This window comes from Streptomyces sp. NPDC002851 (assembly GCF_053591935.1).
Genome location: NZ_JBSFUT010000003.1, coordinates 192,513 through 215,224, shown reverse-complemented (window position 1 = coordinate 215,224; position 22,712 = coordinate 192,513). Strand labels below are relative to the sequence as shown.

General features: G+C 67.6%; 24 protein-coding genes and 2 pseudogenes. 14 read left to right on the top strand and 12 right to left on the bottom strand.

The window, feature by feature from the left end; genetic code table 11:
* The first annotated feature begins 346 nt into the window (after positions 1-346).
* A complete protein-coding gene (locus tag ACWD10_RS04610; RefSeq protein WP_451086933.1) occupies positions 347-1,024 on the top strand; it encodes a nucleotidyltransferase domain-containing protein in 678 nt (225 codons plus the stop codon).
* Here ACWD10_RS04610 and ACWD10_RS04605 read toward each other — a convergent pair.
* The 4 genes and pseudogenes from ACWD10_RS04605 to ACWD10_RS04590 form a co-directional block, all read right to left on the bottom strand.
* On the bottom strand, positions 1,002-1,469 hold the full coding sequence (locus tag ACWD10_RS04605) for a PPC domain-containing DNA-binding protein (protein ID WP_451086931.1): 468 nt from the start codon (positions 1,467-1,469) through the stop codon (positions 1,002-1,004). The two genes, ACWD10_RS04610 and ACWD10_RS04605, sit on opposite strands and share 23 nt — an antisense overlap.
* A 36-nt stretch (positions 1,470-1,505) precedes the next feature.
* Entirely contained in the window at positions 1,506-2,525 is a 1,020-nt protein-coding gene (locus ACWD10_RS04600) for an asparaginase (RefSeq protein WP_451086929.1), read from the bottom strand.
* Between the two features lie 76 nt (positions 2,526-2,601).
* Positions 2,602-3,546, bottom strand: coding sequence for a hypothetical protein (locus ACWD10_RS04595; RefSeq protein ID WP_451087237.1), 945 nt, complete (start codon positions 3,544-3,546; stop codon positions 2,602-2,604).
* A gap of 270 nt (positions 3,547-3,816) precedes the next feature.
* Positions 3,817-4,146: pseudogene (locus ACWD10_RS04590) on the bottom strand (helix-turn-helix domain-containing protein); the annotation flags it as partial.
* Between the two features lie 539 nt (positions 4,147-4,685).
* Here ACWD10_RS04590 and ACWD10_RS04585 point away from each other — a divergent pair.
* The 12 genes and pseudogenes from ACWD10_RS04585 to ACWD10_RS04530 form a co-directional block, all read left to right on the top strand.
* Complete coding sequence (locus tag ACWD10_RS04585; protein ID WP_451086927.1) at positions 4,686-5,063, top strand: hypothetical protein; 378 nt, start codon at positions 4,686-4,688, stop codon at positions 5,061-5,063.
* A 2-nt stretch (positions 5,064-5,065) separates the two neighbouring features.
* Complete coding sequence (locus tag ACWD10_RS04580) at positions 5,066-5,737, top strand: dTMP kinase (RefSeq protein WP_451086926.1); 672 nt, start codon at positions 5,066-5,068, stop codon at positions 5,735-5,737.
* Positions 5,730-6,593: an isocitrate lyase/phosphoenolpyruvate mutase family protein gene (locus ACWD10_RS04575; protein WP_451086924.1), complete on the top strand. Its 864-nt coding sequence runs from the start codon at positions 5,730-5,732 to the stop codon at positions 6,591-6,593. The genes ACWD10_RS04580 and ACWD10_RS04575 overlap by 8 nt, the downstream gene beginning before the upstream one ends.
* Positions 6,584-7,054: an NUDIX domain-containing protein gene (locus tag ACWD10_RS04570; protein WP_451086922.1), complete on the top strand. Its 471-nt coding sequence runs from the start codon at positions 6,584-6,586 to the stop codon at positions 7,052-7,054. Before ACWD10_RS04575 ends, ACWD10_RS04570 begins: the two co-directional genes overlap by 10 nt.
* Positions 7,055-7,059: 5 nt before the next feature.
* Positions 7,060-7,728, top strand: a complete 669-nt coding sequence (locus ACWD10_RS04565; RefSeq protein ID WP_451087207.1) for a TylF/MycF/NovP-related O-methyltransferase — start codon at positions 7,060-7,062, stop codon at positions 7,726-7,728.
* Positions 7,728-8,660 carry an NAD(P)-dependent oxidoreductase gene (locus ACWD10_RS04560; protein ID WP_451086920.1) on the top strand — a complete coding sequence of 311 codons (933 nt, stop codon included), beginning with the start codon at positions 7,728-7,730 and terminating at the stop codon, positions 8,658-8,660. Before ACWD10_RS04565 ends, ACWD10_RS04560 begins: the two co-directional genes overlap by 1 nt.
* The gene (locus ACWD10_RS04555) at positions 8,657-9,532 is read left to right on the top strand and encodes a hypothetical protein (RefSeq protein ID WP_451086918.1); all 876 of its coding nucleotides are present in this window, start codon (positions 8,657-8,659) and stop codon (positions 9,530-9,532) included. The genes ACWD10_RS04560 and ACWD10_RS04555 overlap by 4 nt, the downstream gene beginning before the upstream one ends.
* Before the next feature lie 41 nt (positions 9,533-9,573).
* A complete protein-coding gene (locus ACWD10_RS04550) occupies positions 9,574-11,457 on the top strand; it encodes a radical SAM protein (protein WP_451086916.1) in 1,884 nt (627 codons plus the stop codon).
* The gene (locus ACWD10_RS04545; RefSeq protein WP_451086914.1) at positions 11,454-12,170 is read left to right on the top strand and encodes a 2OG-Fe(II) oxygenase; all 717 of its coding nucleotides are present in this window, start codon (positions 11,454-11,456) and stop codon (positions 12,168-12,170) included. Before ACWD10_RS04550 ends, ACWD10_RS04545 begins: the two co-directional genes overlap by 4 nt.
* Positions 12,171-12,253: 83 nt before the next feature.
* A complete protein-coding gene (locus ACWD10_RS04540; RefSeq protein WP_451086912.1) occupies positions 12,254-12,424 on the top strand; it encodes a hypothetical protein in 171 nt (56 codons plus the stop codon).
* 83 nt (positions 12,425-12,507) lie between these two features.
* The gene (locus ACWD10_RS04535) at positions 12,508-13,419 is read left to right on the top strand and encodes an aKG-HExxH-type peptide beta-hydroxylase (RefSeq protein WP_451086910.1); all 912 of its coding nucleotides are present in this window, start codon (positions 12,508-12,510) and stop codon (positions 13,417-13,419) included.
* Positions 13,420-13,834: pseudogene (locus tag ACWD10_RS04530) on the top strand (phytanoyl-CoA dioxygenase); the annotation flags it as partial.
* A 99-nt stretch (positions 13,835-13,933) separates the two neighbouring features.
* On the opposite strand, the gene ACWD10_RS04525 reads toward ACWD10_RS04530, so the two are convergent.
* From ACWD10_RS04525 to ACWD10_RS04515, 3 genes are all read right to left on the bottom strand, one after another.
* The gene (locus tag ACWD10_RS04525; protein ID WP_451086908.1) at positions 13,934-14,242 is read right to left on the bottom strand and encodes a helix-turn-helix domain-containing protein; all 309 of its coding nucleotides are present in this window, start codon (positions 14,240-14,242) and stop codon (positions 13,934-13,936) included.
* A gap of 399 nt (positions 14,243-14,641) precedes the next feature.
* Complete coding sequence (locus ACWD10_RS04520; protein ID WP_451086906.1) at positions 14,642-15,205, bottom strand: flavoprotein; 564 nt, start codon at positions 15,203-15,205, stop codon at positions 14,642-14,644.
* Positions 15,202-16,434, bottom strand: coding sequence for a helix-turn-helix domain-containing protein (locus tag ACWD10_RS04515; RefSeq protein WP_451086904.1), 1,233 nt, complete (start codon positions 16,432-16,434; stop codon positions 15,202-15,204). The genes ACWD10_RS04520 and ACWD10_RS04515 overlap by 4 nt, the downstream gene beginning before the upstream one ends.
* Before the next feature lie 613 nt (positions 16,435-17,047).
* Between ACWD10_RS04515 and aspS the strand changes: the two genes are divergently transcribed.
* A complete protein-coding gene (gene aspS, locus ACWD10_RS04510; RefSeq protein WP_451087205.1) occupies positions 17,048-18,370 on the top strand; it encodes an aspartate--tRNA(Asn) ligase in 1,323 nt (440 codons plus the stop codon).
* A gap of 61 nt (positions 18,371-18,431) precedes the next feature.
* Here the strand turns inward: aspS and ACWD10_RS04505 are convergent, their stop codons facing one another.
* The 5 genes from ACWD10_RS04505 to ACWD10_RS04485 all read right to left on the bottom strand — a co-directional run bounded on the left by ACWD10_RS04505 (position 18,432) and on the right by ACWD10_RS04485 (position 22,615).
* The gene (locus ACWD10_RS04505; protein WP_451086902.1) at positions 18,432-19,172 is read right to left on the bottom strand and encodes a restriction endonuclease; all 741 of its coding nucleotides are present in this window, start codon (positions 19,170-19,172) and stop codon (positions 18,432-18,434) included.
* A gap of 77 nt (positions 19,173-19,249) precedes the next feature.
* Positions 19,250-20,035: a hypothetical protein gene (locus ACWD10_RS04500; RefSeq protein ID WP_451086900.1), complete on the bottom strand. Its 786-nt coding sequence runs from the start codon at positions 20,033-20,035 to the stop codon at positions 19,250-19,252.
* Complete coding sequence (locus ACWD10_RS04495) at positions 20,032-20,955, bottom strand: radical SAM protein (protein ID WP_451086898.1); 924 nt, start codon at positions 20,953-20,955, stop codon at positions 20,032-20,034. The genes ACWD10_RS04500 and ACWD10_RS04495 overlap by 4 nt, the downstream gene beginning before the upstream one ends.
* Complete coding sequence (locus tag ACWD10_RS04490; protein WP_451086896.1) at positions 20,952-22,253, bottom strand: radical SAM protein; 1,302 nt, start codon at positions 22,251-22,253, stop codon at positions 20,952-20,954. Before ACWD10_RS04490 ends, ACWD10_RS04495 begins: the two co-directional genes overlap by 4 nt.
* A 5-nt stretch (positions 22,254-22,258) precedes the next feature.
* Positions 22,259-22,615 carry a hypothetical protein gene (locus ACWD10_RS04485; RefSeq protein ID WP_451086894.1) on the bottom strand — a complete coding sequence of 119 codons (357 nt, stop codon included), beginning with the start codon at positions 22,613-22,615 and terminating at the stop codon, positions 22,259-22,261.
* Positions 22,616-22,712 lie beyond the last annotated feature (97 nt).

The window sequence follows — 22,712 nt, the reverse complement described above, 5'->3', positions numbered from 1 at the left end:
CTCTGGCGCTCACCACCGGGGACTCCGAAGGCGACCGAGTGAGAGCCGACTCGGGCGGCGCTGAACAGAGCGGCCGAATCTCTGATCGGGCATCCTGTGACCTCCGTAGATCGGGAAGCGGCAGACGGGCATCGGCCTCACGCGCCGGCTCGTCGGGCACTTCGCTGTACGCGGTCGGCGTCGTGTCAGCCTGCTGGCCGAACGAGGCCGATGCGCGACCGTGACGTCGTGGGTCCGGTGCAGAATGGGAATGCGGGAGTAGTTCCGGTGTGGGGCATACCGTTCACGGTGGTCCGGCTCGCCGACTTCGGTCATGGGCGTTTATGAGTGCGAGGCGCCGCCCGACATGGCTACCGCTGTGGATGTGTCTCCCTCGCTCGCGCAAGGCTGGGACCATGAGCGAGTGAACGATGCCCTTGGACCTTGGTCCCCCGCCCAACCAGCCGAAATCGCCTCGCTCTTCAAGGACGCAGACTTTCCTTGGTGGATCGCGGGCGGATACGCCATCGAGCTAGCCGCAGGACGTGTGCTCCGGTCTCACGACGATGTGGACGTATTGGTGCTGCGTCGCGACCAGGAGCGCGTGCGTGAGCGCCTGGCCGGGTGGGATGTGCACGTCGCAGACCCGCCGGGAGCGGGCAGGCTGCGGCCCTGGGCGCCGGGCGAGGTGCTCCTGCCCCCGGTCAACGGGCTCTGGTGCCGTCGTACGCCGACGGGCCCGTGGGCGCTGGAACTGCTCCTGGACGAGGCCGAGGGCGATGAGTGGGTGTCGCGTCGCGACGCGCGGATCCGGCGGCCGATTCGCAACGTCGGCCGGGTGTCCGCGGAGGGCATTCCCTTCCTCGCACCCGAGGTGCAGCTCTTCTACAAGGCGAAGGCGACGCGGGAGAAGGACGAGGTCGACTTTGAAGCCGTGCTCCCTCTCCTGGATCCGGCGCAGCGGGCGTGGCTGGCGCAGGCGCTGGAGCTGACCGCGCCAGGCCATCCGTGGCGCGAGCGCCTCAGCCCGGCTGGCCGAAGGTGAGGAGGGGTACGTCGTAGAGCTGCGGGTTGCGCGGCCGGGTCATGGTGGGCGACTCGACCTCGACGACGAGGAGTTCGCTGAGGAACTGGACTTTGGCGTTGAGCAGGTGGCTGGTGCGGCTGTCGGCCGCTTGGGCCTTGAGGCCGGCTGATACGTGGATGTGGGGCAGGAGTGTGCCGGTGTCGGGGTCGTGGGCAAGGGTGCCGGCGCCGAAGGCCTCGACGTTGGTGATGTAGGTCTTGTCCCATACGGGCGCGTCGGGATCGTCGAGCTTCCCGCAGGCGCCGACGATTTCGGCCTCGGCGAATGCACCGATGAAGGACGGGATGTAGCCCTGGCGTACTCCGTTGCTGCTGCAGAATGCGGAGAGGGCGTCGAAGAAGTCCTCTCCGTGGTCGAAGGTGACGCCGAAGGTGCGGCCGATGGTCAGTTCGTGGGCTCGCATGCGGAGTGCTCCTGGGACGGTGTCGGGTGGCGGCGGTTACGCCAGGGCGGCGAAGGTGTCCGTGATGCTGTTCCGGTCCGCGTTCTGGGCGAGCAGACCGTGCAGCAGGAGGCGTGCCTGGTACGGGCCGAGTCGGCCGGCCGGGATGAGGCCGCGCGCGAGGAGGTCCTTCTCGGAACCCGGGAAGCCGTAAGTGGACGTCAGGACGGGGCCGCTGCCGATACGTGAGGCCAGGACCACAGGGATGGTGAGTGCGAGTCCTTCGAGAGTCTTCACGAACTTCTGCGGTACGTGTCCGACTCCGAAGGCGGCCACGACGAGGCCGTCGCATTGGCTGTCCCAAGCCGCGAGCAGTGTGCCGTCGTCGCCCAAGGTTGCGGTGTATAGGCCGACTTGTACCTCATGGGTCGGTGGATTCAGCACCGGCGGCACCGGCTTGCGACCTGGGAACGGTGCGGCCATCTGGACACGGCTTTCGGCCACGCGCCCGATGGGGCCTGCTGCCGGGGAGGTGAAGGCGGCGGGGCTGGTGGTGTGGGACTTGCGGACGTGCCGTGCCGCGTGGATCTCGTCGTTCAGGACGACCAGCACTCCCGCGCCGCGCAGTTGAGGTGCGGCGGCGGCGATGACGGCCGCGTGGAGGTTGGCCGGGCCGTCGGGACCGGCGAGGGTGGGGTTGCGCATGGCTCCGGTGACGACGACGGGCTGGTCGTGTCGGTGGCGCAGGTCGAGGAGGAAGGCCGTCTCCTCGATGGTGTCCGTGCCTTGGGTGATCACGACGCCGTCAATGTCGCCCGCGTCGAGGGTCTTGTCGATGACGGCGCTGAGTTCGGCCAGGTCGTCGAAGGTGAGGGAGGCTCCGGGCATGCGGCGGAAGTCGTGGACGCGCAGGCCGATGCCGCGCCCTTCGAGGCCTGGGACGGCCGCGAGCAGGTCACGGGCCGAGAGGGCCGGCACGACTCCACCGGTGGCCGGATCGGTGGTCATGGCGATAGTGCCGCCCAGCGAGTACACCGCCACCGTTGCCGTCGCGCCCACCGTCGCCCCCAGGTGCATGTCTGTTCCGGCTCAGCGATCTCGCCAGGGAAGTCCGAGGCGTCCAAGGAGTCCGTGGAGATCGTTCCGATGCAGGCTATCGGGTCGTGGCCGCCTGGGCACCAGCCTCCGGCTGAAGTTGGGCGGCGGAATAGGCACAGGCGACGTCGAGCGCGTCCAGGCTGAGATGTCGGCTACGGGGGCGGGCCAGCCCCGCGGTTCCATCGGCGGCAAGTTGGTGGCAGCGTCGGGCGAGCCATGACCGGTCGAGATCGAGGTATTCCGCAGTGGCGGCGAGGCGCTGGCCGGGAGTTGCCCCCGCTGTGAGGGTGTGGGCCCGGGCGTGGGCGGTGACGTCGCCGAAGGTGCGCAGCAGCGGGGCCTTCGCAGTCAGGTCGGTTTGTGGTACGGATTGGGCGCGCACCCAGGTCGCGATGACGGCCCTGTGGCCGGGTACGAGCACGAATCCATCGGTCTGCGCGAGGTCCGGCTCGTCGGTCAGCCAGGTGGTGACGCCGTAGGACTCCATGAGCGCGACCGCGAGGAAGAGCATCACGCGCTCGTACGCCGGCGAGGCATCGACTTCCGGGCGGGGGATGCAGAAGCCGCGGCCGACTCCGCTGTGCTGGTGGCGCGGTGCCATGCGGCGCAGGTAGCGGTGCTTGTGCTCGAAGATGAGCCAGGTGGCGGCTTCTTCTCCGCGCTGTTCGCGGGTCCAGAAGACCGGTTCGTCGGCGAGAGCGTCCCGTTGGTCCAGGATGAACGACGCGCACGCCTGCGAGCCGACCAGCATCTGCGAGCCGTCAGCGAGACGGTCCAGCGGTGACGGGGTTCCGGGCAGGTCAGCGGGCAAGGCGCCTGCGTGGCCGAGTGCTTCGTGGAGGGGAGCGTCGTCGCCGAGGAGAACGCCGTCGTATCCCGCGACGGCCCACAGGATGCCGTAGGTGAGGTCGTCGAGTTCGTATGCGGCAGGGACGACCCAGGAGCCACGGGGTTCGGTACCGGCGCTCGCGTGGGCGTCGACCACGTAGTGTCTGGGCACTCCGTCGACGACGCGGGACGCGGCCAGCAAGGTTCTGAGTGGCGTTCTGCTCCAGGCCTCGATTTCGCTGCTGGGTGAGAGCCACAGAGTGTTTCCCCTGAAGGAGGTCGCGGGGGTCGACAGCGTGGGCAGCAAGGTCGGGGGAAGGTTCCGTCCGGAGGGCAGCAGTAACTGGCCCGGCCCGTCCCGGAGTATGAGACGCCCTTCCCCGGGCTCTCCATGGTCGGACGGCCTGGGGGCCTTGCTCGGTAGCGGCCCCAGGAGCTCGTCCGGCATGCCCAAGGCGTCGCTCCACTGGGCGAGTTGACGTCGGTCTCGGAGTTTCTTCTGGCCGCGTTCCAGTCGGCTGACTTCCGCCTGGTCGATGCTGACGAGACGGGCCACCGCGGTCTGCGAAAGGCCGGTATGGCGCCTGAAGAGCCGCACTACCGTCCCGAAGTCCCAGGCTGCCGCGGCCTCTCGTACGGCGCGATCGGCCCAGAAGGCCGGGTCCAGTCGCTTGACCGGATCGCGCTGGCATGGGGCGCATCGGACGCCTGCGTTGGAACGGCTCAGCAAGGCGCCGCACTGCGCGCACCGTCGTCGTGGACTACTGCCCATGAGCAGCATTCTCTCTCCGAACCAACCGCCGTACAGGGGCATTTGATGGACCGCTCATAAACGCTCATAGGGCCGGGCCTCGGCGACTGCGACCGTGAAGTGCGCCCCTCGATAAGCCCGAAGGCCGGCCTCTTATGCCCGCGCACTGAGCGAAGGGATCAACGCACGTGACGCCCCAGACAGCTCCGCCTCCGTCCGGCCCACTACCTGTGCACCGCGCGTGGCAGACACTGGCCGACGGCTTGGCCATTCAACGCCTCCATCTGCACCTAGACGAGTGGCGCTCAGCTATGACGGCCGGCGGCCGTCTCCCGGACATCGACGAGTTGTCGGCCATACAGCTTGCGGCACGCCCGCCGGCAGCCCCGCCTGGCACTGATCTGTCGGCCGTACGAGCATCTCAACTGCGTTACTGGTACGGGCTGCCGCAAGAGTACGGGGTGGAATGCGCCGGTCCGGGCAGTCCGCTCCCGAATGCCGCCCGACGTGCCGCCGAGTACTTGACGGGCCGCGCCACCGCGGCACCGTGGTCCGGGTCGGTGACCGCGGTCTGCGACGCGGCGGCGTGGTGGGTCGGCTTCTTCTCCGTGGTACGGCACCGCGGCGTTCACCACCTCACGCTGGAACCACATCCCCGGCCGCTCCCGATTCAGGCCCTGCACGCCGCGGTGCGCACGGTCGCGATCGGCATGGCCACCCGGGTGCTCGAAGCGACGCTCGGCGCCGACAAGTCCCGCGACGTTCGGGCCGCATACTGCCGGGCGATCGAGGCAGGCATCGATGCCGAGCGGGAGATGCAGGAACTTCTTGAAGAGCTGGGCGAGTTGAGGCTGGTGGACCTAGTGTCCACGACGGCCCGCTGGCGGGGGCGGTTCACCAAGTACGCGGGCGGTACCGGCGCGGGGCAGGTCGAGTGACCGTGCGCTACCCCTTCATCGTCATCGAAGGCCTGGACGGCACCGGCAAGACCACCCTCCGCAAAGGCTTGTTCCGCCTCTGGGAAGGACTGTACGGCATCACGCCGTTGTGCGTGCTGACGACAAACTTCCTTGCGCCACAGGTTGCGGCGGACATCATCGCGGGCAAGTACCAGCCGGACAGCGGGAACCGGGACTCGTATCTGGCCGCGCTCAATGAGGACAAGGCCGCGAGCCTGCGCCACCTGGTCCTGTCCCAGCAGTCCGTGCGGCCCATCATCGCCGACCGCTGGCTGCTGAGCGAGCTGGCGTTCTTCGCGGTAAAGCACAGTACGAAGCCTGCCGCGACCTACGAACGCCTCACCGCCGGACTCACCCACGTCCCGGATCTGACACTCGTCCTCGACCTGCACCCGGACGACTCCCTGCGCCGCGCACGTGCCCGTCAGGGCGACGCCGTCCGCGCCGACTGGGACGTACGCGACGTACAGAACCGCGTGCGCGAGGTGTACGACGCTGTGGCCCGCCAGCCCGAGGCCTTTCCACTGCTCGGAGAAGTGGTGCAGCTCGATGCGGACCGCCCACGGGCCGACGTCCTGCTCGCTGCCTGGGATGCGCTGTGCGAACACGGTCTTCTGCCCGACGTCACCGACGAGGAGTACGCCGATGCATGAGCATCCCGCCCATCGACTGCGCACCGGAATGGAGCGCCGGGAGCGCCGCCCGCTCCTGGCGATCGGCGCCGTCAACGCCATCGCCGCACGGCTTGCCGCTGAGGGCGGTTTCGACGCCCTGTGGGTCAGCGGTCTTGAGGTGTCCGCGGCCCAAGGACTGCCCGACGCCAATGTCCTGGGCCCACGCGATCTCGCCGATACGGTGTCCGCACTCACCCGCGTCACCCGCCTTCCCGTCATCGCCGACATCGACAACGCCGGCGGAGCCGTCAGCACTGCGGAGCGTTTCGCCTCCGACCTTCTGCGCGCGGGCGCCGCAGCGGTGTGCATCGAGGACAGCGCCTACCCGAAGTGCAACAGCTTCGCGGCGCACACCGCCCAGCGCCTCTCCGAACGCGACGTGATGTGCAGCCAGTTGGAGAGCATGCGCAAACTGGTCGGTGACGACCTTGTGCTCATCGCCCGCACCGAGGCGCTCATCACCGGTGCCACTCCGGAGACTGCGCTGGAACGCGCCCGGTGCTACGCCGAAGCCGGAGCGGACGCCGCCCTCATCCACTCCAAGGACTCCACCGGCCAGGAAGCCCTCGCAGTCGCCAGCACCTGGCGCCTGGACATCCCTCTCGTCAGCGTCCCCACCGCCTTCCCCCAGGTCACCGCGGACCGTCTCGGCCAGCACGGCTACCGGCTGTGCATCTACGCCAACCACCTCAGCCGCGCGGCCCTGGCCGCCATGCGCGACGCCATCCGCGACTTCGCCACTGCCGGAACGTTCGCCTCATCTCGGGGGACGCCCCTGGCCGACGTCGGAGATCTGCTGCGCGTCGGCGAACCCGGGGCGATGTCATGCATCTGAACAGTCCATTGCCGCGCATCAGCGTCTCGGTCAAGGCGGCCATCGTGCGCGACGAAAAGCTCCTGCTGCTGTCGTACGACGACGAGACGGGGTTCCACTACAACCTGCCCGGCGGCAAGGCCCGGACCGGAGAGAACCTTCGCAGCGCGGTACGTCGCAAGGTACTGCAGGAGACCGGCCTCGAGGTCGTCGCCGAGCGGCTGCTGTGCATTGTCGAGTACGTCCCCGAGACCTGGAACGGCGAGTTCGGCAACGTACAGAAAGTTCAGTTCAACTTCCTGGCCACAACGCTCACGGACCGCGAGCCCCGGATGCCCGATCCCCCGGATCCCTTCCAAGTGGGCTTCGAGTGGCTGCCACTGAGCCGACTGCCCGAGGTCTACCTGCTCCCCCGGATCAATCAGCCCCTGCTCACCTCACTGAGCGGCGAGCTCGACGACCCCCTCCTGGACAAGTGGTGACCGCCATGACCACAATCAACGCCGAACTCAAAGATCTGCACGAGTGGCTGCTACGAGAACACTCCGGGACCGTGTGCGCCGACCGACTCCAAGCGATCTCCGCAGAGTTGGCAACACTCTGCAAGCGCGGAATACCCGGCGCCGTGGTCGAAGTCGGAACATTTCGCGGGGCAACGGCCCTGTGGATGAGGGCCGTCCTGGACACACTGGGCGAGGAGAGCCGGGAGATCCACGTCTACGACTCGTTCCAGGGCCTACCGGCTCCCAGCAAGGAGGACTCGGATCACCTGGGCGCCGGCGAGCTCGTCTCCTCGCCCGAGGATGTGCGCGCCGTCCACACTCAGTGGGGGAAGCAACCTCCGAAGATTCATCCTGGATGGTTCGACGAAACGCTACCCGTATCGCTGCCCGAACCGATCGCTTTCGCCTACCTTGACGGAGACTTCTACGCCTCCACACTGACCGGCCTGGAGCACTGCGTGCCCCGGCTCGCCACGGGAGCCGTGCTCCTGGTTGATGACTACGCCGACACAGCCGTGAACCCGCGAGCCTGGGACGGACTACCGGGCGTCAAGCGGGCGTGCGACACGTACTTTGCCGACTATTCGCCGATGACCGTCGTCGTCGGCGACGGCGACCTGGCCTTCGGGCGCTATGAGCGGGCGGTGCCCTGATGGCCGGCGTCTTGGTGCTCACCGGGGCTACAGACGTACCCGCCCTGCGCGCGGCAGTGCCGAGCACGCAGGTCGTCGAAGCGCCACATCCGAGGGCGGCCCGCCACGTATGCGACGACATCTCGGTCCTGATTCTGCGCTCCGGCGTCCACATTGGGGCGGAGGAACTCGATGCCCTTCCGCGCCTGCGGCATGTCGTCCGCACCGGCTCGGGCATCGACAACATCGACGTTCGGGCGCTGGAGGACCGGGGTGTCCGTCTGCACCGTAACGCTTCAGCGAGCGCCCCGGCAGTGGCGGAGTGGGCTCTGGCCTCGGCTCTGGCCCTGTCCCGCCGGATCCCTCTGGGGAACAGCGCCCTCATGAACGGCACCCACGACAAGGCCGCCTGCCTCTCGGCGCCTCTCGGCGAGATGACGGTGGGCATCTGGGGTGCGGGGCCCGTTGGGCTGGCGGCCGGCCATGCGCTAGCGCCTCACGTCGCGGGCGTGGTCTACGTGCAGTGGCCGTCCAACCCACCCTGGGTGGACGAGCTGCCCGCGGACACCCTCCTCGACCGCTGTAAGCTCCACGTCATCGCCCTGCCACTGCGACCGCGCACCCGCCACATCATCGGAACCGACTTCCTCACGGGGACGGCAGCCCGGCTACCGCACGTCATCTGCGCGGGCCGCCTGGAGACGCTCGACACCACGGCCTGCCTGCGCGCCCTCGCCGACGGCCGCCTCTCCGGCCTCGCAGTCGATGCCGTGGAACGGGCGCACCTCCCGCTGCTGCGAGACCTGCCCACCCCGATGAACCTGCTCGTTACACCCCACATCGGTGCTCAACGCAGGGACGTACGCGAGCAATTGGACTGTTGGACGGCAGGGCTCGTTCGAGACCTCCTGGAGCCGACGGTCACCACCGCTGCTGGCGGAGGGGCACGATGAATCTCTCCGCGCAACGCCGACGCAAAATCGCCGCGACCGTCGCAGCAGAGCTCCTCTGCAATGGCACAGCGCAGGAGGCGTGGCTGGAGGGGGCCCTGGCCTGCGGGTTCGCCCACGCGGCCAGTGATATCGATCTACGTGGCATCGTGGACACTCCGCCTTCGGCGGCCTGGGAGTCCCAGATCGTCAACGGCATCCGCGTCGACCTGCAGGCATCCACCCCGGAAGAGATCAACAACCTCCGCGCGCTGCTCAGCACCTTCGACGTACGCCGTGACCATCTGCCGGTATTCCGCCAGGCCCGCAGCACCATGCCCGCCCTCCGCGATCTGCGCACCGCGCTCTCGTACGACTCCGGCTGCTGGCAGCCGGTACTCACCGAGCCCGAGCGCGACGGGTACCGCCGCTGGGCCGTGGCCGACCAGGCGGAGATCGCCGCCAGCCTGACCGAGGACCTCATGGGCCTGCTGCTCGACGAACTGGCCGTCCCGGTCGAAGTCACCAGCCGAAAGCTGGAAATGTGCCTGCTGGCGCTGGCCCGAGCGGCGGCCGGCCACCCGGTCCTGGGCGACAAGTGGCTGCCGCTGCTGGGCAGCGCGACATCTCCTCTGCCGATCCCCCGGCTCACCCCCAGCACGCCCGGCTGGCTGTGGTTCCGCCCGGTGCAGCGGCAGGTCACCAAGGCGTTGCTGTCCTGCTGGCCCGTCCAGGACCGCCCGGGCAGGGCGCCTGACCTGGACGATCCGGGCGCCGGATGGCTGCCGCAGTACTACGCCGACGGCTGGTTCCTGCGCCTCGGCGACACCCACGTCCCGGTCAGCGGCGCGAGCCTGCTCGCCTGGTACCGGTCACTCGGCTCCACCCGCACGTAGCTCTCAAATCCCCACCCTCATCGCCGCCTTGGAGGCAAGCGATGCACACCCCCACGCCGACAATCGCCACCCCGGAATCGCTCTACGCACCCCTGTCATCCACCGGGCCGGACACCGCGGTCTCGGTCATCCTCAAGCTCCGCGGTGACACCTGCGACATCGACTGCCTGTACTGCTACGAGAAACGCAAGCAGGCGCCCGGCGGCGCGCGCATCACCGCCGAACAGATCCACGACCTGGGTACGACGTTCGCCGACCGCCCCATCTGCGTGGAACTGCACGGCGGCGAACCCCTGACCATCGGACGAGACCGCATGGCCGAAATCCTCGACGCCCTCACCGAGCAGCCAAACGTCATAAGGGTCTCCCTGCAGACCAACGGACTGTTGCTGGATGACGACTGGCTCGACCTCTTCGACGCCCACTACCCCGACGTACAGTTCGGCGTCTCGCTCGACGGCGACGCCCTGGGCAACAGCTGGCGCGTCGGCTACGACGGCCGACCGACCTACCCCCGCGTGTTCGAAACCCTCAAGCTGCTCGGCCGACGCGGCCGCCAGACCGGGATCATCTGCGCCGTCACTCCACACGTACTAGGCCGCGCCCGCGAGGTCACCGACCACCTGGCCTCCTTCGAGTCGGTCACCACCGTCAGCCTGGTCCCCTGCTTCGACGCCGCGGTCACCCGCCCCACCACCTCCACCGGCCGACGAATTCCCCCCAGCCGACAGCGACAGGCCCAGGCCATGGGCCCGCAGGGCCCGGCGTGGGCGATCACGCCACAGCAGTACGTGGACTTCGTGCTCGCCTGTGCGGCCCGCTGGGTCTCCTCGGGCATCTTCCGCCGGGTCAAGCTGGAGCCGATCGTCTCAACCATCCGCCGGATCAAGGGACATCACACCGCGTCCTGCCACTTCTCGGATCTGAAGTGCGACCACGTCTTCACGCTCTATCCGGACGACCGCCTCGGCAGCTGCGACGAACTCCCTTGGCCCAACGCCACGTTGACCCGGCTCACGCCCTCGACGACGGAGGCCGAACTCGCAGACTCTCAGCGCCGCCTGCCGCTGCTCCAGCAAGCCCGCACATTGGTCTCGGTGTGCGGCATCTGCGACTACCGCGACACGTGTGGCGCGGGCTGCCTCGCCGTACGCCACCGCTTCGCGCAAGCCGGTGACGACAAGGCGTACTGCGACCACCGCATGAGGCTGATCGACGGCACCGCGGCCCTGCTCGCCCAGCCGGGCCATCCGGCCGCGATGTGGTGCACCCGCTGGCGCTGGCTCCCCCGTACCCCCAACTCCATGCATCACGTGGCCGCCTTCCTCGCCCGCTGGGACGATCCGATGGCGCCCCGTCCCCCGGCCACGCTGCGCGTCAGCCGGTACGGCAACATCAACACCGTTGGCCTTCCCGGCGTCCACGAGGCCGACGATCTCGACCCGCACCACCCGCAATGGGACCAGGGCATCGAGCCCCGCATCCGCCCCATAATCGACACGCTGACGGGCCCTTCCTGGAACGCGATCACGTACGACAGCTGCGGCGGCCACGCCCACACAGGCGCGCAGGACGACGCACCCCGGTGGCTGAACGTAGGAGTGCTCCCCCGTACCCGCAGCGAGTACGCAAGCCTCTCGGCCCGTCTCTGCGACGCCGCCGACCGCGCCACGGCAGCCCTCCCGGCCTCCTGCACCCTGACACTGCGCCGCGGCGAACTGACCTGCCGAGCCACGGGGAAGACGTACCCAGTACTCGACCTCGAGCTCACCCCGGCGCAGGACGTCAGCCACGACGCATACTTTCGCGACCTCGATCAGGCAGCACAGACCATCGCCACTGCCCTGACCGCCGCACCGCCCCCGCCCGCAGACCGTTGCTCCTGCTCGGCGGACAGCAGAGAAGAGGCGGGTGCCGACCAGTGATCCACATAGCAGAGACACTCGGCATTCACAGCGTGGAGGGCTTCCTCAGCCCACTCCACATGGACGAACTGGCGCAGGTCATGGACCGAACGCTCACGAAACGCGGCCGCAGCCACTTCGACGCTGACCGCCGCACAACAGTCCACGAGATACCCGGCCACTCCTCAGCCCAGGCCCAGGATGTCTACGAGCCGGCCGGGCGCGTCGAGATGACGGACATCCCTGCCGAGGCCGCGGCCCTTCTCGACCAGACCCTGGACGCGGCGATGCCTCAACTCACCCGCGCCCTCCCCTCCGTGGCAGGACACCGCCCTTGGACATATCTCGAGTACGGCCCGGGCCAGCACATCACGCCGCACGCGGACGGCATCGCCCCCGACCCGCTCACGCGCCCCCGCCAGATCGCCGCCGCCACGGTCACCCTCAATACCCCGTACACCGGCGGCGCCTTCTACGTCGAAACCACCGGCAGCAACACGCTTTGGACCCCGGACCGCACCATAACCACCACGGGGTACGCCTCGGGGATGCGCTTCATCCACGACGGCACCGACAGCTCCTCCCCCTGGTTCCGCACCATGCCCCGCACCCGGTGGACCACAACACCCGCCCCCGGCACCCTCGCGGTCTTCGGCAGCCAGCTGATCCACGGCACCGAACCGGTAGAAAGCGGCCGCGTCCGCAAGTTCCTGACCCTGCTCATCGCGGAATGAGCACCGCCCGTGCAGACGATCCGAGCACCACCGCACGGCACCCCGCCTCACACCCAACAGCCATCAACACACCGGAGACGGACATGAACGATCAGAACGACCAGCAGTCCTTCGACGAATTCCTCGAAGCCGTGGAGAAGCTGCGCGACGACGAACCCATCCGTATCACTGCGCACACCTCCAACGCGGCCACCGAGACCTGGCTCCCGCAGTCCGCGGACGCCCCGGGCACCCACAGCAGCAGCACGTCCTGATCAACCCGCTGCACGGGGCCGGGACGGGTCATGCAACAACGCACCCGGCCCGGCCCCTCAACGACACCGTCACGAGGGACGCCATGACCACGACACTCGAGCCGCTCTTCGATCTGCCCGGCCTGCCAATACATCGCCGACGCCGTACCGAACGCATCACATCCGTCCTCGGCACACCGCTGCCAGCCACCCCACACGGCTATGCCCTCGCCCACCACTTCCTCGAAGGCGCCGAGCAAGCGGCACGAGCCCAGGAAGCCGACCTCCTGGCGTGGTACCGCACCACACCCCCAGACCTCCTCGCCCACCTATCCGACGGCACACACACGATCCTCAACCCCCACCCCGAACAACGAGCCCGCGCGCCCATCTCGGAAACGGAGTACTACCTCGTCGCCCCGGACACCCCTGCTCCTTCAATACACACCCGGGCACTCATCCACGCGGCCATCGCCTCGGCAACCGACCACGGTTTCGGCCCGCTGCTGAGAAACCACGCCCCAATCATCTGCCTACTCGATCACCGCCAGGTCCACGACCCCCTCCACAGCTGGGCCCTGACTCGGCTCCCCGGCACCGTGTTCACCGACTACACCGACCACCCCGAGGTCCTCGCCCGCGACCTCATCCACGAGGCCGCGCACAACTGGCTAAACGAAGCCCTCGCCCTGCACGCCGTCCAGCTCCCGGACGACATCACCTTCTACTCCCCCTGGCGCGGCACCCACCGCCCGCTCTTCGGCTTCCTGCACGCCTGCTGGGCATTCGCACTCACCGTCCTATACAGCCAGCGCGCGATCTCGGAGGTGCTGGCCGACCAGACAGTGGCGTCCTTCCTGAACGCCTACCAGGACATGCAGCGCAACCTGCTGAAGTCGGCCGCGAAACAACTGCCCGCTGCGCTCCGCATTCTCCCCCCGGGAGCCCTCAAGGACCGACTTTACGGCACCTTCTCCCAGGCCCGGGAGGTCCTCGCGGAACCCTCACGGGGGTAAGGCGATCAAGGGGTGAACTCCGCCATCCGTCAACGGCCTCGTGCCCTGCTCATGCTGTTCCTGTTCTCCGACACCACGGAGAACGACGCTCCCACTCGGATCCGCGTGGGCTCGCACCTCGACGTCCCCTCACGCCTAGAGCCCGCCAGGGAGGATGGGATGAGCACTGGAGATCTTGCTGCTACCGGCCTTTTCGAGGCGACCACAGGTCCTGGCCACGGGCGAGGCGGGCGAGGCGGGCGACGTCAACCTGTGTCACCCGTTTCTGGTGCACGCTGCCCAGCCTCACCGCGGGACGTCCCCGCGGTTCCTGGCGCAGCCGCCGCTGTACCCGGCTGAGGAGTATCGACTCGAACGCTCGAATGGCCGTTACGCGCCCGTAGAGCTCGCCATCCGGCGCGGTTTGGGCAAGTGATCTTCGGGTCAGACAGCTGCCGGTGAAAGCGACGACGTTGTGTTGGCTGCGAGGCCCTGGGCCGTTGCGCTGCTTTCGCCGGCGGCGGGGTCAGCGCCGTCAGAGAGCGGTCGCCGCATAGACGCGAGGGTGGTGATGGATGCTGGGCCGCAGCATCGGTCCGGTCAGTTCTGGTGGAGCTTGCAGACCACCCAACAGTTCAACGATCTTGTCGATGTTGGTCAGTTTGCGGGCTCCGGACTCGAGCATCGATAGGAACGGTTGGCTCAAGCCGGTGATCTCCGCCATGTCGTCTTGGCGGAGCCCGCCGTGCTGTCTGATCAGCAGGCACATAGACCCGAATTCGCGGTTGACCAGGGCCTGCTGGACATCGGGTAACTGCCAGATGTCCGTGGGGACGCTGCACACGGTCCGTGCCTGGTGCCGGTTGTCGCGGCTACAACCGGCACACAGGTCTTCCCTGTTGTACCGGCTCAGATGGCATCGGCAGAGGCCGCAGAACCGCGTGCCGCCAGCAGCTGGGGGTGACACCGTTATGGAGCTCTGGCCCTGCGGTGAGGTGGGGAGACTATTCATCCTGGGGCCCGCAGAGCTAGGAGAGTCCACGTCTGTGCGTGGGTTCGAGCAACTCCTGGATGCGTCGCCCCGGGTCCCCGCACCGAGGAGCGACGCCGTACTCAATTCCTGATTGGGCACCTGTTGCCTCCGTTAGTCGGTGATGCCCTCAGGTTGGCGTCGGTCAAGACGAAGGACCCGGACAGACTGTCCGGGTCCAATTCCTTTTGCATTGAAGTTATTGATGGCACGTCAGAACATTGCTCTACCAGCTTCCTCCAGCACGGCTTGCCACGGGTACCGGCGCCCCGGCATCCCAGCGCGCGGCTCAGCGAGCGGCCATACTTCGTCCCCGTAGATCAACCGGACCCTCGCATCGTGCAGGGCCTTGATGTGTCTCTCCCATGCGGGGTGGCGGGCGTGCGCGGCGTTCACTCGCGGCCAGACCACGACCGGCAGATCAAGTGTCCCGATGGCCTCGTTGACCTGTGTCAACCCTTGGTTGTCGGAGATACCCAAGGCGAGTTTGGCGACGGTGTTGGCGCTCGCGGGGGCAACGGCGTAGCAGTCCACTGGGGGATGCGGGCGGGAGTCGCCGGGGAGACGCGACTCGGTTCGGACGGGCAGGCCCGTCAACTCCTCGATCCTGCGGGCCTCTCCGCTTGGGCGAAGCCATTCTCCTGCTGTCGGGGTGAGCGTGACGGCGACGGTCCAGCCGCGTTCGAGGGCGGGGACCACGAGTCCCGTCCGCAGCTCCTCTACTCCGCCGGCACCTGACCCAACGACGCCGAGTACCTTGCCCTGCATCAACCTCATTGCACCGCCCTGCACCGTTGGGCCATGGCCAGCAACTCGGACGAGTGGCTGCCGCCAGTGACCGGGGACTGCTTCCTCAGATCACGGAGAGTCTCCCGTACCCGCGGGTTGTTCCGCACGAGCTGCGGCGACGTTCGCTCAGCCTCACGTAGCTCGCTGAAGGCATCGTCGACACGGCCGCTGAGGCACAGGGCACGGGCGTAGTCGATGCGATGCGATACCGCGCGTTCCGGCGGCATGTGGTCGACGTTGATGTCTCCGTGGTTGATGACGTACGGGATGTTCTCCAGGTCCAGCTCGATCGAGACGCGGTGTAGTTCGACGTTCGTCGGCCCGAAGCAGGTCTGCCAGTGGTTCTCGTCCGAGCCGAGCCGATCAGCTAGTCCCTTCGCCCGCTCAAGCAAGGTGCTGGCCGTGGGCCGGTCCTGGTGACGCGCCGCAGCCACCGCCGCGCGCAGGTCAATCATGCCAAGCAGACTCAGGGCGACAGGATCGTCCGCATTGGCTCGGCGCGCGAGCCAGGCCGCCGCTGTGTCGCCTAGTTCGAGGGCGTCCTCGTAACGCCCGTTGGCCAAGAGCGCATGCGTTCCGGATCGCGCGGCGGAGACGAGCGACAGCGGATCCTCGGACTCGTCGGCAGCCCGCATAGCGCGTTCGGCCGCGAGCCATGACAGGTCGGACTCGCCGACCTTGGCAAGGGTGGTCGCCGCCAGATGATGCGTACGGGCGGAGACCGCGAGGCCGCGTCGACGCTGATCGCCGTGTGGAAGGTCTTCGAGTTCCTGGGCTGTCCGGAGCAGCCCGGGCAGCGCCGCGATGACGTCCCCGAGAACGCCTGCCTGGTAGTCACCCCAGCTGCGTTCCACGAACATCTGGGCTTGCTCCGGCCTCGGCAACTGCCTTTCCGCCGTCGGGCCGAACAGCAGCTTGGAGAGACGGCGAGGGCTCATCAGCGCATCACGAACCGCCGGCACGTCGTCCATGTGCTTCTCATCGTCCTCCATGAGGACGGGCTGCCCCATCAAGTCGCCGAGTGGGACCCGCAGTACGCGGGCGAGCTCGGCGAGCTTGTCGATCCTCGGCGGCTTCCGCACATCGCGTTCGATCTTTGAGAGCCAGTCCGTGCTGTGCCCGACGAGACCTGCGAGCACAGGCTGCGTGTACCCCCGGCGCTCGCGGTAGAACGCGATCCGCTCTCCGATGCTGAGGTGATCCCCAAGACCACGCACGTGCGCTGCCTCCCCGGCTGTAGGTCCGTGTATCGACGGTAGCGGCCGACCAGCCCCCGAGATCAGGACGCGATTCGGACCGGCAGTGCCGTCCTCAGCATCCGCCCTCGGGACTGGTGGAGGCCGGACACTATGTCCGGCTCCGAGGGCTCGGTGGGCGCCCCTGCCCCGGTCGACGCTCCGACGGCGGCAGGGATTACAGAGATGAGGCTCGTCATCCCTGCAATTCCTCCGCCTGTGGCAATGAGAGCCACATTTCAGGCGTGATATCACCGGCGTAATGTGAGCTCACGTTGATTCTTTGTTGCCCCAGCCCGCTGGATTCTTCTACCCTCGCTCACAACGCGTTGACGGAGACGAGTAGCGACGGACTTGCGCGAGCCGAGAGAGCTGCCGGGAGCTGGGAAGGCAGTCTCGCCCCCTGTCGTGAAGACCCTCCTGAGCGCGGGGAGGAACGGCCGATGAACGGCCCAATGCCCCGCCGGCTGGCCCCCGTGATCGGGCCTGAATGAGGCCGCTGCCCTCCGGCGGCGGCAAAGGCGTGGTGGCACCGCGAGTCCCCTTCTCGTCCACGCCCCCAAGGGATCATGACGACGCCCCTGGGAGGGCTGCGATGATCCACACGACTAACCGTGTATTGGTGTCTGACCTGCGAGAACACGTAGGGCGGACCGTTTCAGTGTCGGGCTGGGTAAACACGCTCCGGCTCCAGCGGAAAATGCAGTTCGTTGTCGTACGCGACCACACCGGCATGGTGCAGGTCACCCACAAGCGCGGTGGCGAAGGCGACGAAATTGAGACGGCCCTGGAGGGGCTGACTCCGGAGTCCGCGGTCCGTATCACGGGCCTCGTGGTCGACAACCCGATCGTGAACCTAGGCGGGCTGGAGCTCGTCCCTGAGCGGGTCGAGGTACTGAACCGGGCCGAGACGCCGCTGCCGATCGACGAGCACACCGCGCTGGAGCAGCGCCTGGACTGGCGTTTCCTCGACGTGCGCAAGCGTCCGGCAGCACAGCTGCTGTTCGCTGTGCAAACGACCCTCGAGCAGGGAATGCGTGAGTACGCCTACGGTCAGGGCTGCACGGAGATGCACACCCCGAAGCTCATGGGTACCGCGAGTGAGAGTGGTGCGGAGGTGTTCAAGCTCGGCTACTTCGACCGCTCCGCCTATCTCGCGCAGTCCCCGCAGTTCTACAAGCAAATGGCGATCGCAGCGGGCATCGACAGGGTCTTCGAGATCGGACCGGTCTTCCGTGCCGAGCCATCGTTCACGTCCCGGCACGCCACCGAGTTCACCGGCGTGGACGTGGAGCTCGGGTGGATCAATGGTGTCGAAGATGTCATGGCCTTCGAGGAGCAGATGCTCGCGTACGCCATCCGCAAGGTCGCAGATGCCCACGGTGAGGCGGTCCGGGAGACCTTCGGCGTGGAGGTTTCGGTGCCGGCGACACCGTTTCCGAGGATCACGATGGCCGAGGCCCAGCAGATTCTCCGTGCCAAGGGCTGGGACCCCGAAGGTGTTAAGGAGGACCTGGACCCGGAGGGCGAGCGTGGTATCGCCGCGCACATCAGGGAGCAGACCGGGCACGAGTGGGTGTTTATCACCCACTACCCGACGAGCATCCGGCCCTTCTACCACATGCGTCCCGCGGACGACCCTGACGTGACACTCAGCTTCGACCTGCTGTGGAAAGGTCTGGAGGTCACTACTGGTGCGCAGCGCGAGCATCGGCACGAGGTGCTCCTCAAGCAGGCTGCCGAGAAGGGGATGGCTCCTGAGCCGTTGCAGGACTACCTGAACGCCTTCAGGTACGGCTGTCCCCCGCATGGGGGTCTCGGCATGGGCCTCGGCCGGGTGTTGATGGTGATGCTCGGGCTCGACTCCATCCGCGAAGCCACCTTCCTGTTCCGCGGACCGAACCGGCTCACCCCGTAGAGGCCGCGTCTCGACGGTTGGGGCGGTCAGCAGCTCGGCTGACCGCCCCAACTTGGTTCGTTCAAGGTGCTTCGCGCGTCGGTGGATTCTTCGGTTTCGTTCCTGGAGTCCGAGTACCCCGTGCCGTCTTACGAGTCCGGGCGGGTCCGCTGCCGGTGCCTCCGAGGGGCAGCAGAGAGTCCAGGCGGGCACCGTTGTTCCAGGATCCGAACAGGTCCCGGTTGAGCGTCACGATGTTGTGCTTGGTGGCGAGGGTTCGGGCGGCGGCAGTGTATTCGCAGGTGGCCACGAACACGGCCACGTCTGCGAGGTGTTCGGAGAAGGCCATTCCGACGAACTTCTGCATGTCCCCGCTGGGGACAGTGCGGTGCGGTGCGTAGTGCTTGACCTGGACGACGAGGCGCCGCCCGTCCGGCATGTTGCCGATGATGTCGGCGGCGAGGTCCCCGGCGCCGCCCACCACGGTCACGTTGGTGCAGCCGTCCCTGCGGCATAGCTCGGCTACGTAGTGCTCGAAGTCCTGCCAGCTCATCGCGTCGATGGCCGTCATGGATCTTTCCAAGGCCATGCGACGGTCCTGCTCGCGCCAGGCCCGGTCACCGTGACGGGCACGGCGGTCGATCTTCCATAGGGCCCAGCCGGCGGACGCTGCTGCGGACGCGAACAGCAACCCCAGCAGCAGCCAAGGTGTTTGGTAGAACACGAACACGATCGCGGTGACAGCCACGGCCGCGAGGGTGACGCGCTGGCGGACGAGGCGCCGCCGTTGCGCCTTGGTGTATCGGCGCTTGCGTTTGGGCATGCCGCCTCCCCGTTCATGAAATCTGCTCGCAGTGTGAAACCACCCCTTGCTGTGGCCAAGAGGGGCTTTCCGGCCAGTCAGTAGCGGACGTTGCGTAGATCGTGCATCCACGCTTCGTCGGGGTGCTTGTCCCAGTAGGAGCGCAGCGCCAGCTCCCGCTCTGAGAAGCGGCCCTGATGGCAGAGCGCGCCGTGGGCGAGGGTGACGCTCATCGCCAGGGGAGACTCGGTGGTCACCCAGTGCGGGGTCAGTGCGTGACTCCACAGCTTCGCGTCCGGCTCCATGCGTACGGAGAGCCGGTCGGCCGGATCATGCTCGGGCGGCTCCTCGGCGGTGGTCTCGCCAACGACGGCCGCCTCAGCAGACAGGACGTCGTCCGGGGCGTGGTAGCTGTGGAACGTCTTGGTGCCCTCGATCTGCCACACCAGGCCATGAGAGTTGTCGTTGTGATACGTCGACGCAGCACCGGCTGTAGAGAGGAAAAGCAGCGGCGCGCACCTCTGCCACGTATACCCCCAGCTGGACAACCCGGTGCGCCAGGGGATCATGACCTGCTCTTGGAAGCCGGCGAGCATTCCGGTGTAGAAGCGGGCGAGGTTGAAGTGCACCAGCCGGAACGTCCACGTGACGATCTCGTCGATCCGGGCGGTGCGGAAGGCGGCGGTACGGTCCATGCGGAGGGACCAGTCGTCGTCGCCCAGGATCGTGAACCGTACCTCTTCGTCCTGCCGGACTGCGTCGAGAACCTCGACGGCGGGCGGAAAGGCGCAGTCGAAGTGGATCACGTCACCGCCGACTGGAAAGTTCGGCGGGATGCACCAACGTTCGAGGAACTCGCCTCGGGTAGTGACAGGGTTCGTCATCGGCGGCTCCCGGGTGGCGGTTCGGCACGGCAGATGGCCGCGCACGACGGAGTGGTGCGCTCGCATGGTGCGGCGTCGATGAAGGCGCGGATGCCCGTCCTGGGTGCGGTGACGTTCACGGAGGCCGTGCCGTACGGGCAGCGGCGGATCGTGCCCTGAGCGGACACATACAGGGATGAGCCGCGGCAGAGCTGTTGTCCTCGAGATTCGTGGTGCAGCTGCCGTAGTTCGTGGAGATGCTGTTGGAACCGGGCTGTGAACTGGAAGTGATCTCCGAGGAGGGCTGTGTCCCGGCGCTGTTGTTCCAGGTAGGCGTCGAGGCTATAGCCGGTCCGCTTCCGGTCGGTGTCGTTGAGCATGACGGGGCTGAACTGCACCTCGATCTGGGCCTCGGCGACCAGGTCGCGCAGGGTGTGGCACTCGGTGTCGGTGAGCCGCCAGTACGTGACGTGCAAGATTCTGCCCGGTGCGGAGCGAAGGCTCTCCAGAGCGGATATGCCGGAGGTGGTGCTGCGCGTGGTACGGCCCAGTTCCATCGCGCGGGCTGAGTCGGCGGACACCGTGACGTTGGTCAGCAGGTGCGCCACCGCTTGGAGCTGGTCCACGTCGTTGCGCTCACGCGCTGATGTGACGACGGATACGGGCATGCCGAACTGGTGGGCCAATCGCACGAGTTTACGCAGTTCTGGGTGGTGGGCGGGCTCGCCGCCGGTCAGGCAGATCTCCTGCACGCCGACCTCTTTGAGGCGGGACAGGCTCCGCGTGTAAAGGGACAGGGGGAGGAAGCCGTGTGCACGGTCGGCGCGGAAGCAGAAGCCGCAGGCGATCTTGCAGTGCCCGGCAGTGCTGATCAGCGCCGACCGGAACCGGCCGCGTACACGGCCGGGTGCGGCAGGTTCGGTTGTGGTGGGGAGGCTCATTGCATCCCCGTGTTGTCCCACACGGCGATTTCCACCGTGCTCGTGTAGAAGGCGCACATTTGCGGGTCCGGGCGGTCGCCTCCGACGAGGAGCTGCTCGTTGCGGGAGGGGCCTCCGCAGATCGCCAAGGCTGGGCAGGTGCCGCATTCTGGGATCGGGGCCACGGTCTTCGCGATACCGCCCAACAGGCTTGGGTGGGTGCGAAGTTCGTCGATGGTGTGTAAGAACTGGGGCTCGGTGAAGTTGATGTCGCAGAGGCTGACCTTCCGCCCGGGCAGGAGAGCCGCGTTCAAGGTGCGGTCGCTTTGCATGTGGTCGAGCAGCATCGGGCGTCGCCGGTCGAGGGCTTGGAAGGCCCGGTCGAGGACGGAGAACATCATCCCGCCCCGACCCAGAGCCACGAGTCGGGCATCGTACAGCTCCTTCGCCAGCTCTGTGCCGTCGACGAGCCAGCGGCCGCCGGTGGGGATGGGGGTGTTGGCGTAGATGAACTTCAGGCCGAGCTCGTCGGTGATCCATGTGACGGTTTCGGCGAGGCGGCCGATGTTCGCGGAGGTTGGGGTGAGGTTGCAGCCGACGTGAATGCCGTCCGTGTCCAGGAGCCGCTGCGCGTTGCGGCGAATGCGGTCGTCTGCAGACTGTCCGCCGAGGAGGAGCCGGTGCGCTGCGTTGATGGACGGTGGCCCGTCGATGGAGATGCCGACCCCGTACTGGTAGTAGGCGAAGTGGTCGACCATGGCGTCGGTGAGGCGGGCGCCGTTGGTGACCACTGTGCGCCGCACGTTCTTGACGCCGTGCTGGGTGGCGAGCGCGTCGGCGAGAGCATCGCCGTACTGCATCAGGTCGAAGCGTGTGGTCGGCTCGCCGCCGAACCACTGGATGGCCACCTGGTCCTGGCCCTCGTTCGTCTCGAATAGGTAGGCCAGGCCCTCGGCGAGATCTTTCTCGCTCATGTCCGGCTTGCCAGTGTTCGTGTCGACGAAGCAGTAGCTGCACTTCATGTTGCAGCGGTCGGTGAGCACCACCCGAAGGCCGCTGATCCGGGCCGGCGTCGGATCGAGGCCGAGGGTGCTCAGGCGGGTACGGATTGCCTCACGCGGGTCGATGTCGCGGGTGTCGGGCGTGAAGCCGAGCTCGGCAAGAGCCTGGTGCGTCGCGGTCGGGGGGACCGCGGAGAGGTCGGTGACCTCCCCGCGGTCGAGGTACACGCTCTCCAGGGAGACCGGATCGAGGAGGGCAGCCGCCCCGTCCCGGTCAAACTGGATGTACTTCCCCCACAGAAGCTGTGAGGCAGCCACGGTGGTTACGCGGCTTCCTCGGCGACGATGCCACGCTCGGCCATCACCGTTCGGATCAGCTCCTCACCGGCGGCCTGCAGCTGCGCCGATGCCTCCGGGGAGCCGCCGTCGGCGAGGACGATCACGCCCGGCAGGGTCGGGTTCGCGGCGAGAACCGTGATCCCGGCAGGCTCGGTGCTGACGATCATGATTGCGTTCTCGACCGGGACCCAGTCGGTCTTGTCCTTGACACCTTCCAGGATCTCGGCCTGCTTGGCCTGGAAGGCGTCACGCTCGCCCATCCAGACTCCGGCCTTCTGCTTGGAGTCGACGACGTCGGCGTAGATGAGGTGATCGTTCTTGGTGCGGCGGGGTGTCGGCATTCCGGTTCTCCCTCCGGTGGCACACTGCTGTCTTCGGTCAGTGGCGCTGTACGGACTTGCCGTAGTGGCTGTCCGGTGAGGAGCGTGCCGCGCTGGG

Excerpts from the sequence above, each read along its gene's own strand:
- ACWD10_RS04600 (WP_451086929.1), bottom strand. The coding sequence starts at position 2,525 with ATGCACCTGGGGGCGACGGTGGGCGCGACGGCAACGGTGGCGGTGTAC.
- aspS (WP_451087205.1), top strand. The coding sequence starts at position 17,048 with ATGATCCACACGACTAACCGTGTATTGGTGTCTGACCTGCGAGAACAC.
- ACWD10_RS04605 (WP_451086931.1), bottom strand. The coding sequence starts at position 1,469 with ATGCGAGCCCACGAACTGACCATCGGCCGCACCTTCGGCGTCACCTTC.
- ACWD10_RS04500 (WP_451086900.1), bottom strand. The coding sequence starts at position 20,035 with ATGACGAACCCTGTCACTACCCGAGGCGAGTTCCTCGAACGTTGGTGC.
- ACWD10_RS04495 (WP_451086898.1), bottom strand. The coding sequence starts at position 20,955 with ATGAGCCTCCCCACCACAACCGAACCTGCCGCACCCGGCCGTGTACGC.
- ACWD10_RS04565 (WP_451087207.1), top strand. The coding sequence starts at position 7,060 with ATGACCACAATCAACGCCGAACTCAAAGATCTGCACGAGTGGCTGCTA.
- ACWD10_RS04540 (WP_451086912.1), top strand. The coding sequence starts at position 12,254 with ATGAACGATCAGAACGACCAGCAGTCCTTCGACGAATTCCTCGAAGCC.
- ACWD10_RS04610 (WP_451086933.1), top strand. The coding sequence starts at position 347 with ATGGCTACCGCTGTGGATGTGTCTCCCTCGCTCGCGCAAGGCTGGGAC.
- ACWD10_RS04520 (WP_451086906.1), bottom strand. The coding sequence starts at position 15,205 with ATGAGGTTGATGCAGGGCAAGGTACTCGGCGTCGTTGGGTCAGGTGCC.
- ACWD10_RS04535 (WP_451086910.1), top strand. The coding sequence starts at position 12,508 with ATGACCACGACACTCGAGCCGCTCTTCGATCTGCCCGGCCTGCCAATA.
- ACWD10_RS04575 (WP_451086924.1), top strand. The coding sequence starts at position 5,730 with ATGCATGAGCATCCCGCCCATCGACTGCGCACCGGAATGGAGCGCCGG.
- ACWD10_RS04560 (WP_451086920.1), top strand. The coding sequence starts at position 7,728 with ATGGCCGGCGTCTTGGTGCTCACCGGGGCTACAGACGTACCCGCCCTG.
- ACWD10_RS04570 (WP_451086922.1), top strand. The coding sequence starts at position 6,584 with ATGCATCTGAACAGTCCATTGCCGCGCATCAGCGTCTCGGTCAAGGCG.
- ACWD10_RS04555 (WP_451086918.1), top strand. The coding sequence starts at position 8,657 with ATGAATCTCTCCGCGCAACGCCGACGCAAAATCGCCGCGACCGTCGCA.
- ACWD10_RS04505 (WP_451086902.1), bottom strand. The coding sequence starts at position 19,172 with ATGCCCAAACGCAAGCGCCGATACACCAAGGCGCAACGGCGGCGCCTC.
- ACWD10_RS04485 (WP_451086894.1), bottom strand. The coding sequence starts at position 22,615 with ATGCCGACACCCCGCCGCACCAAGAACGATCACCTCATCTACGCCGAC.
- ACWD10_RS04550 (WP_451086916.1), top strand. The coding sequence starts at position 9,574 with ATGCACACCCCCACGCCGACAATCGCCACCCCGGAATCGCTCTACGCA.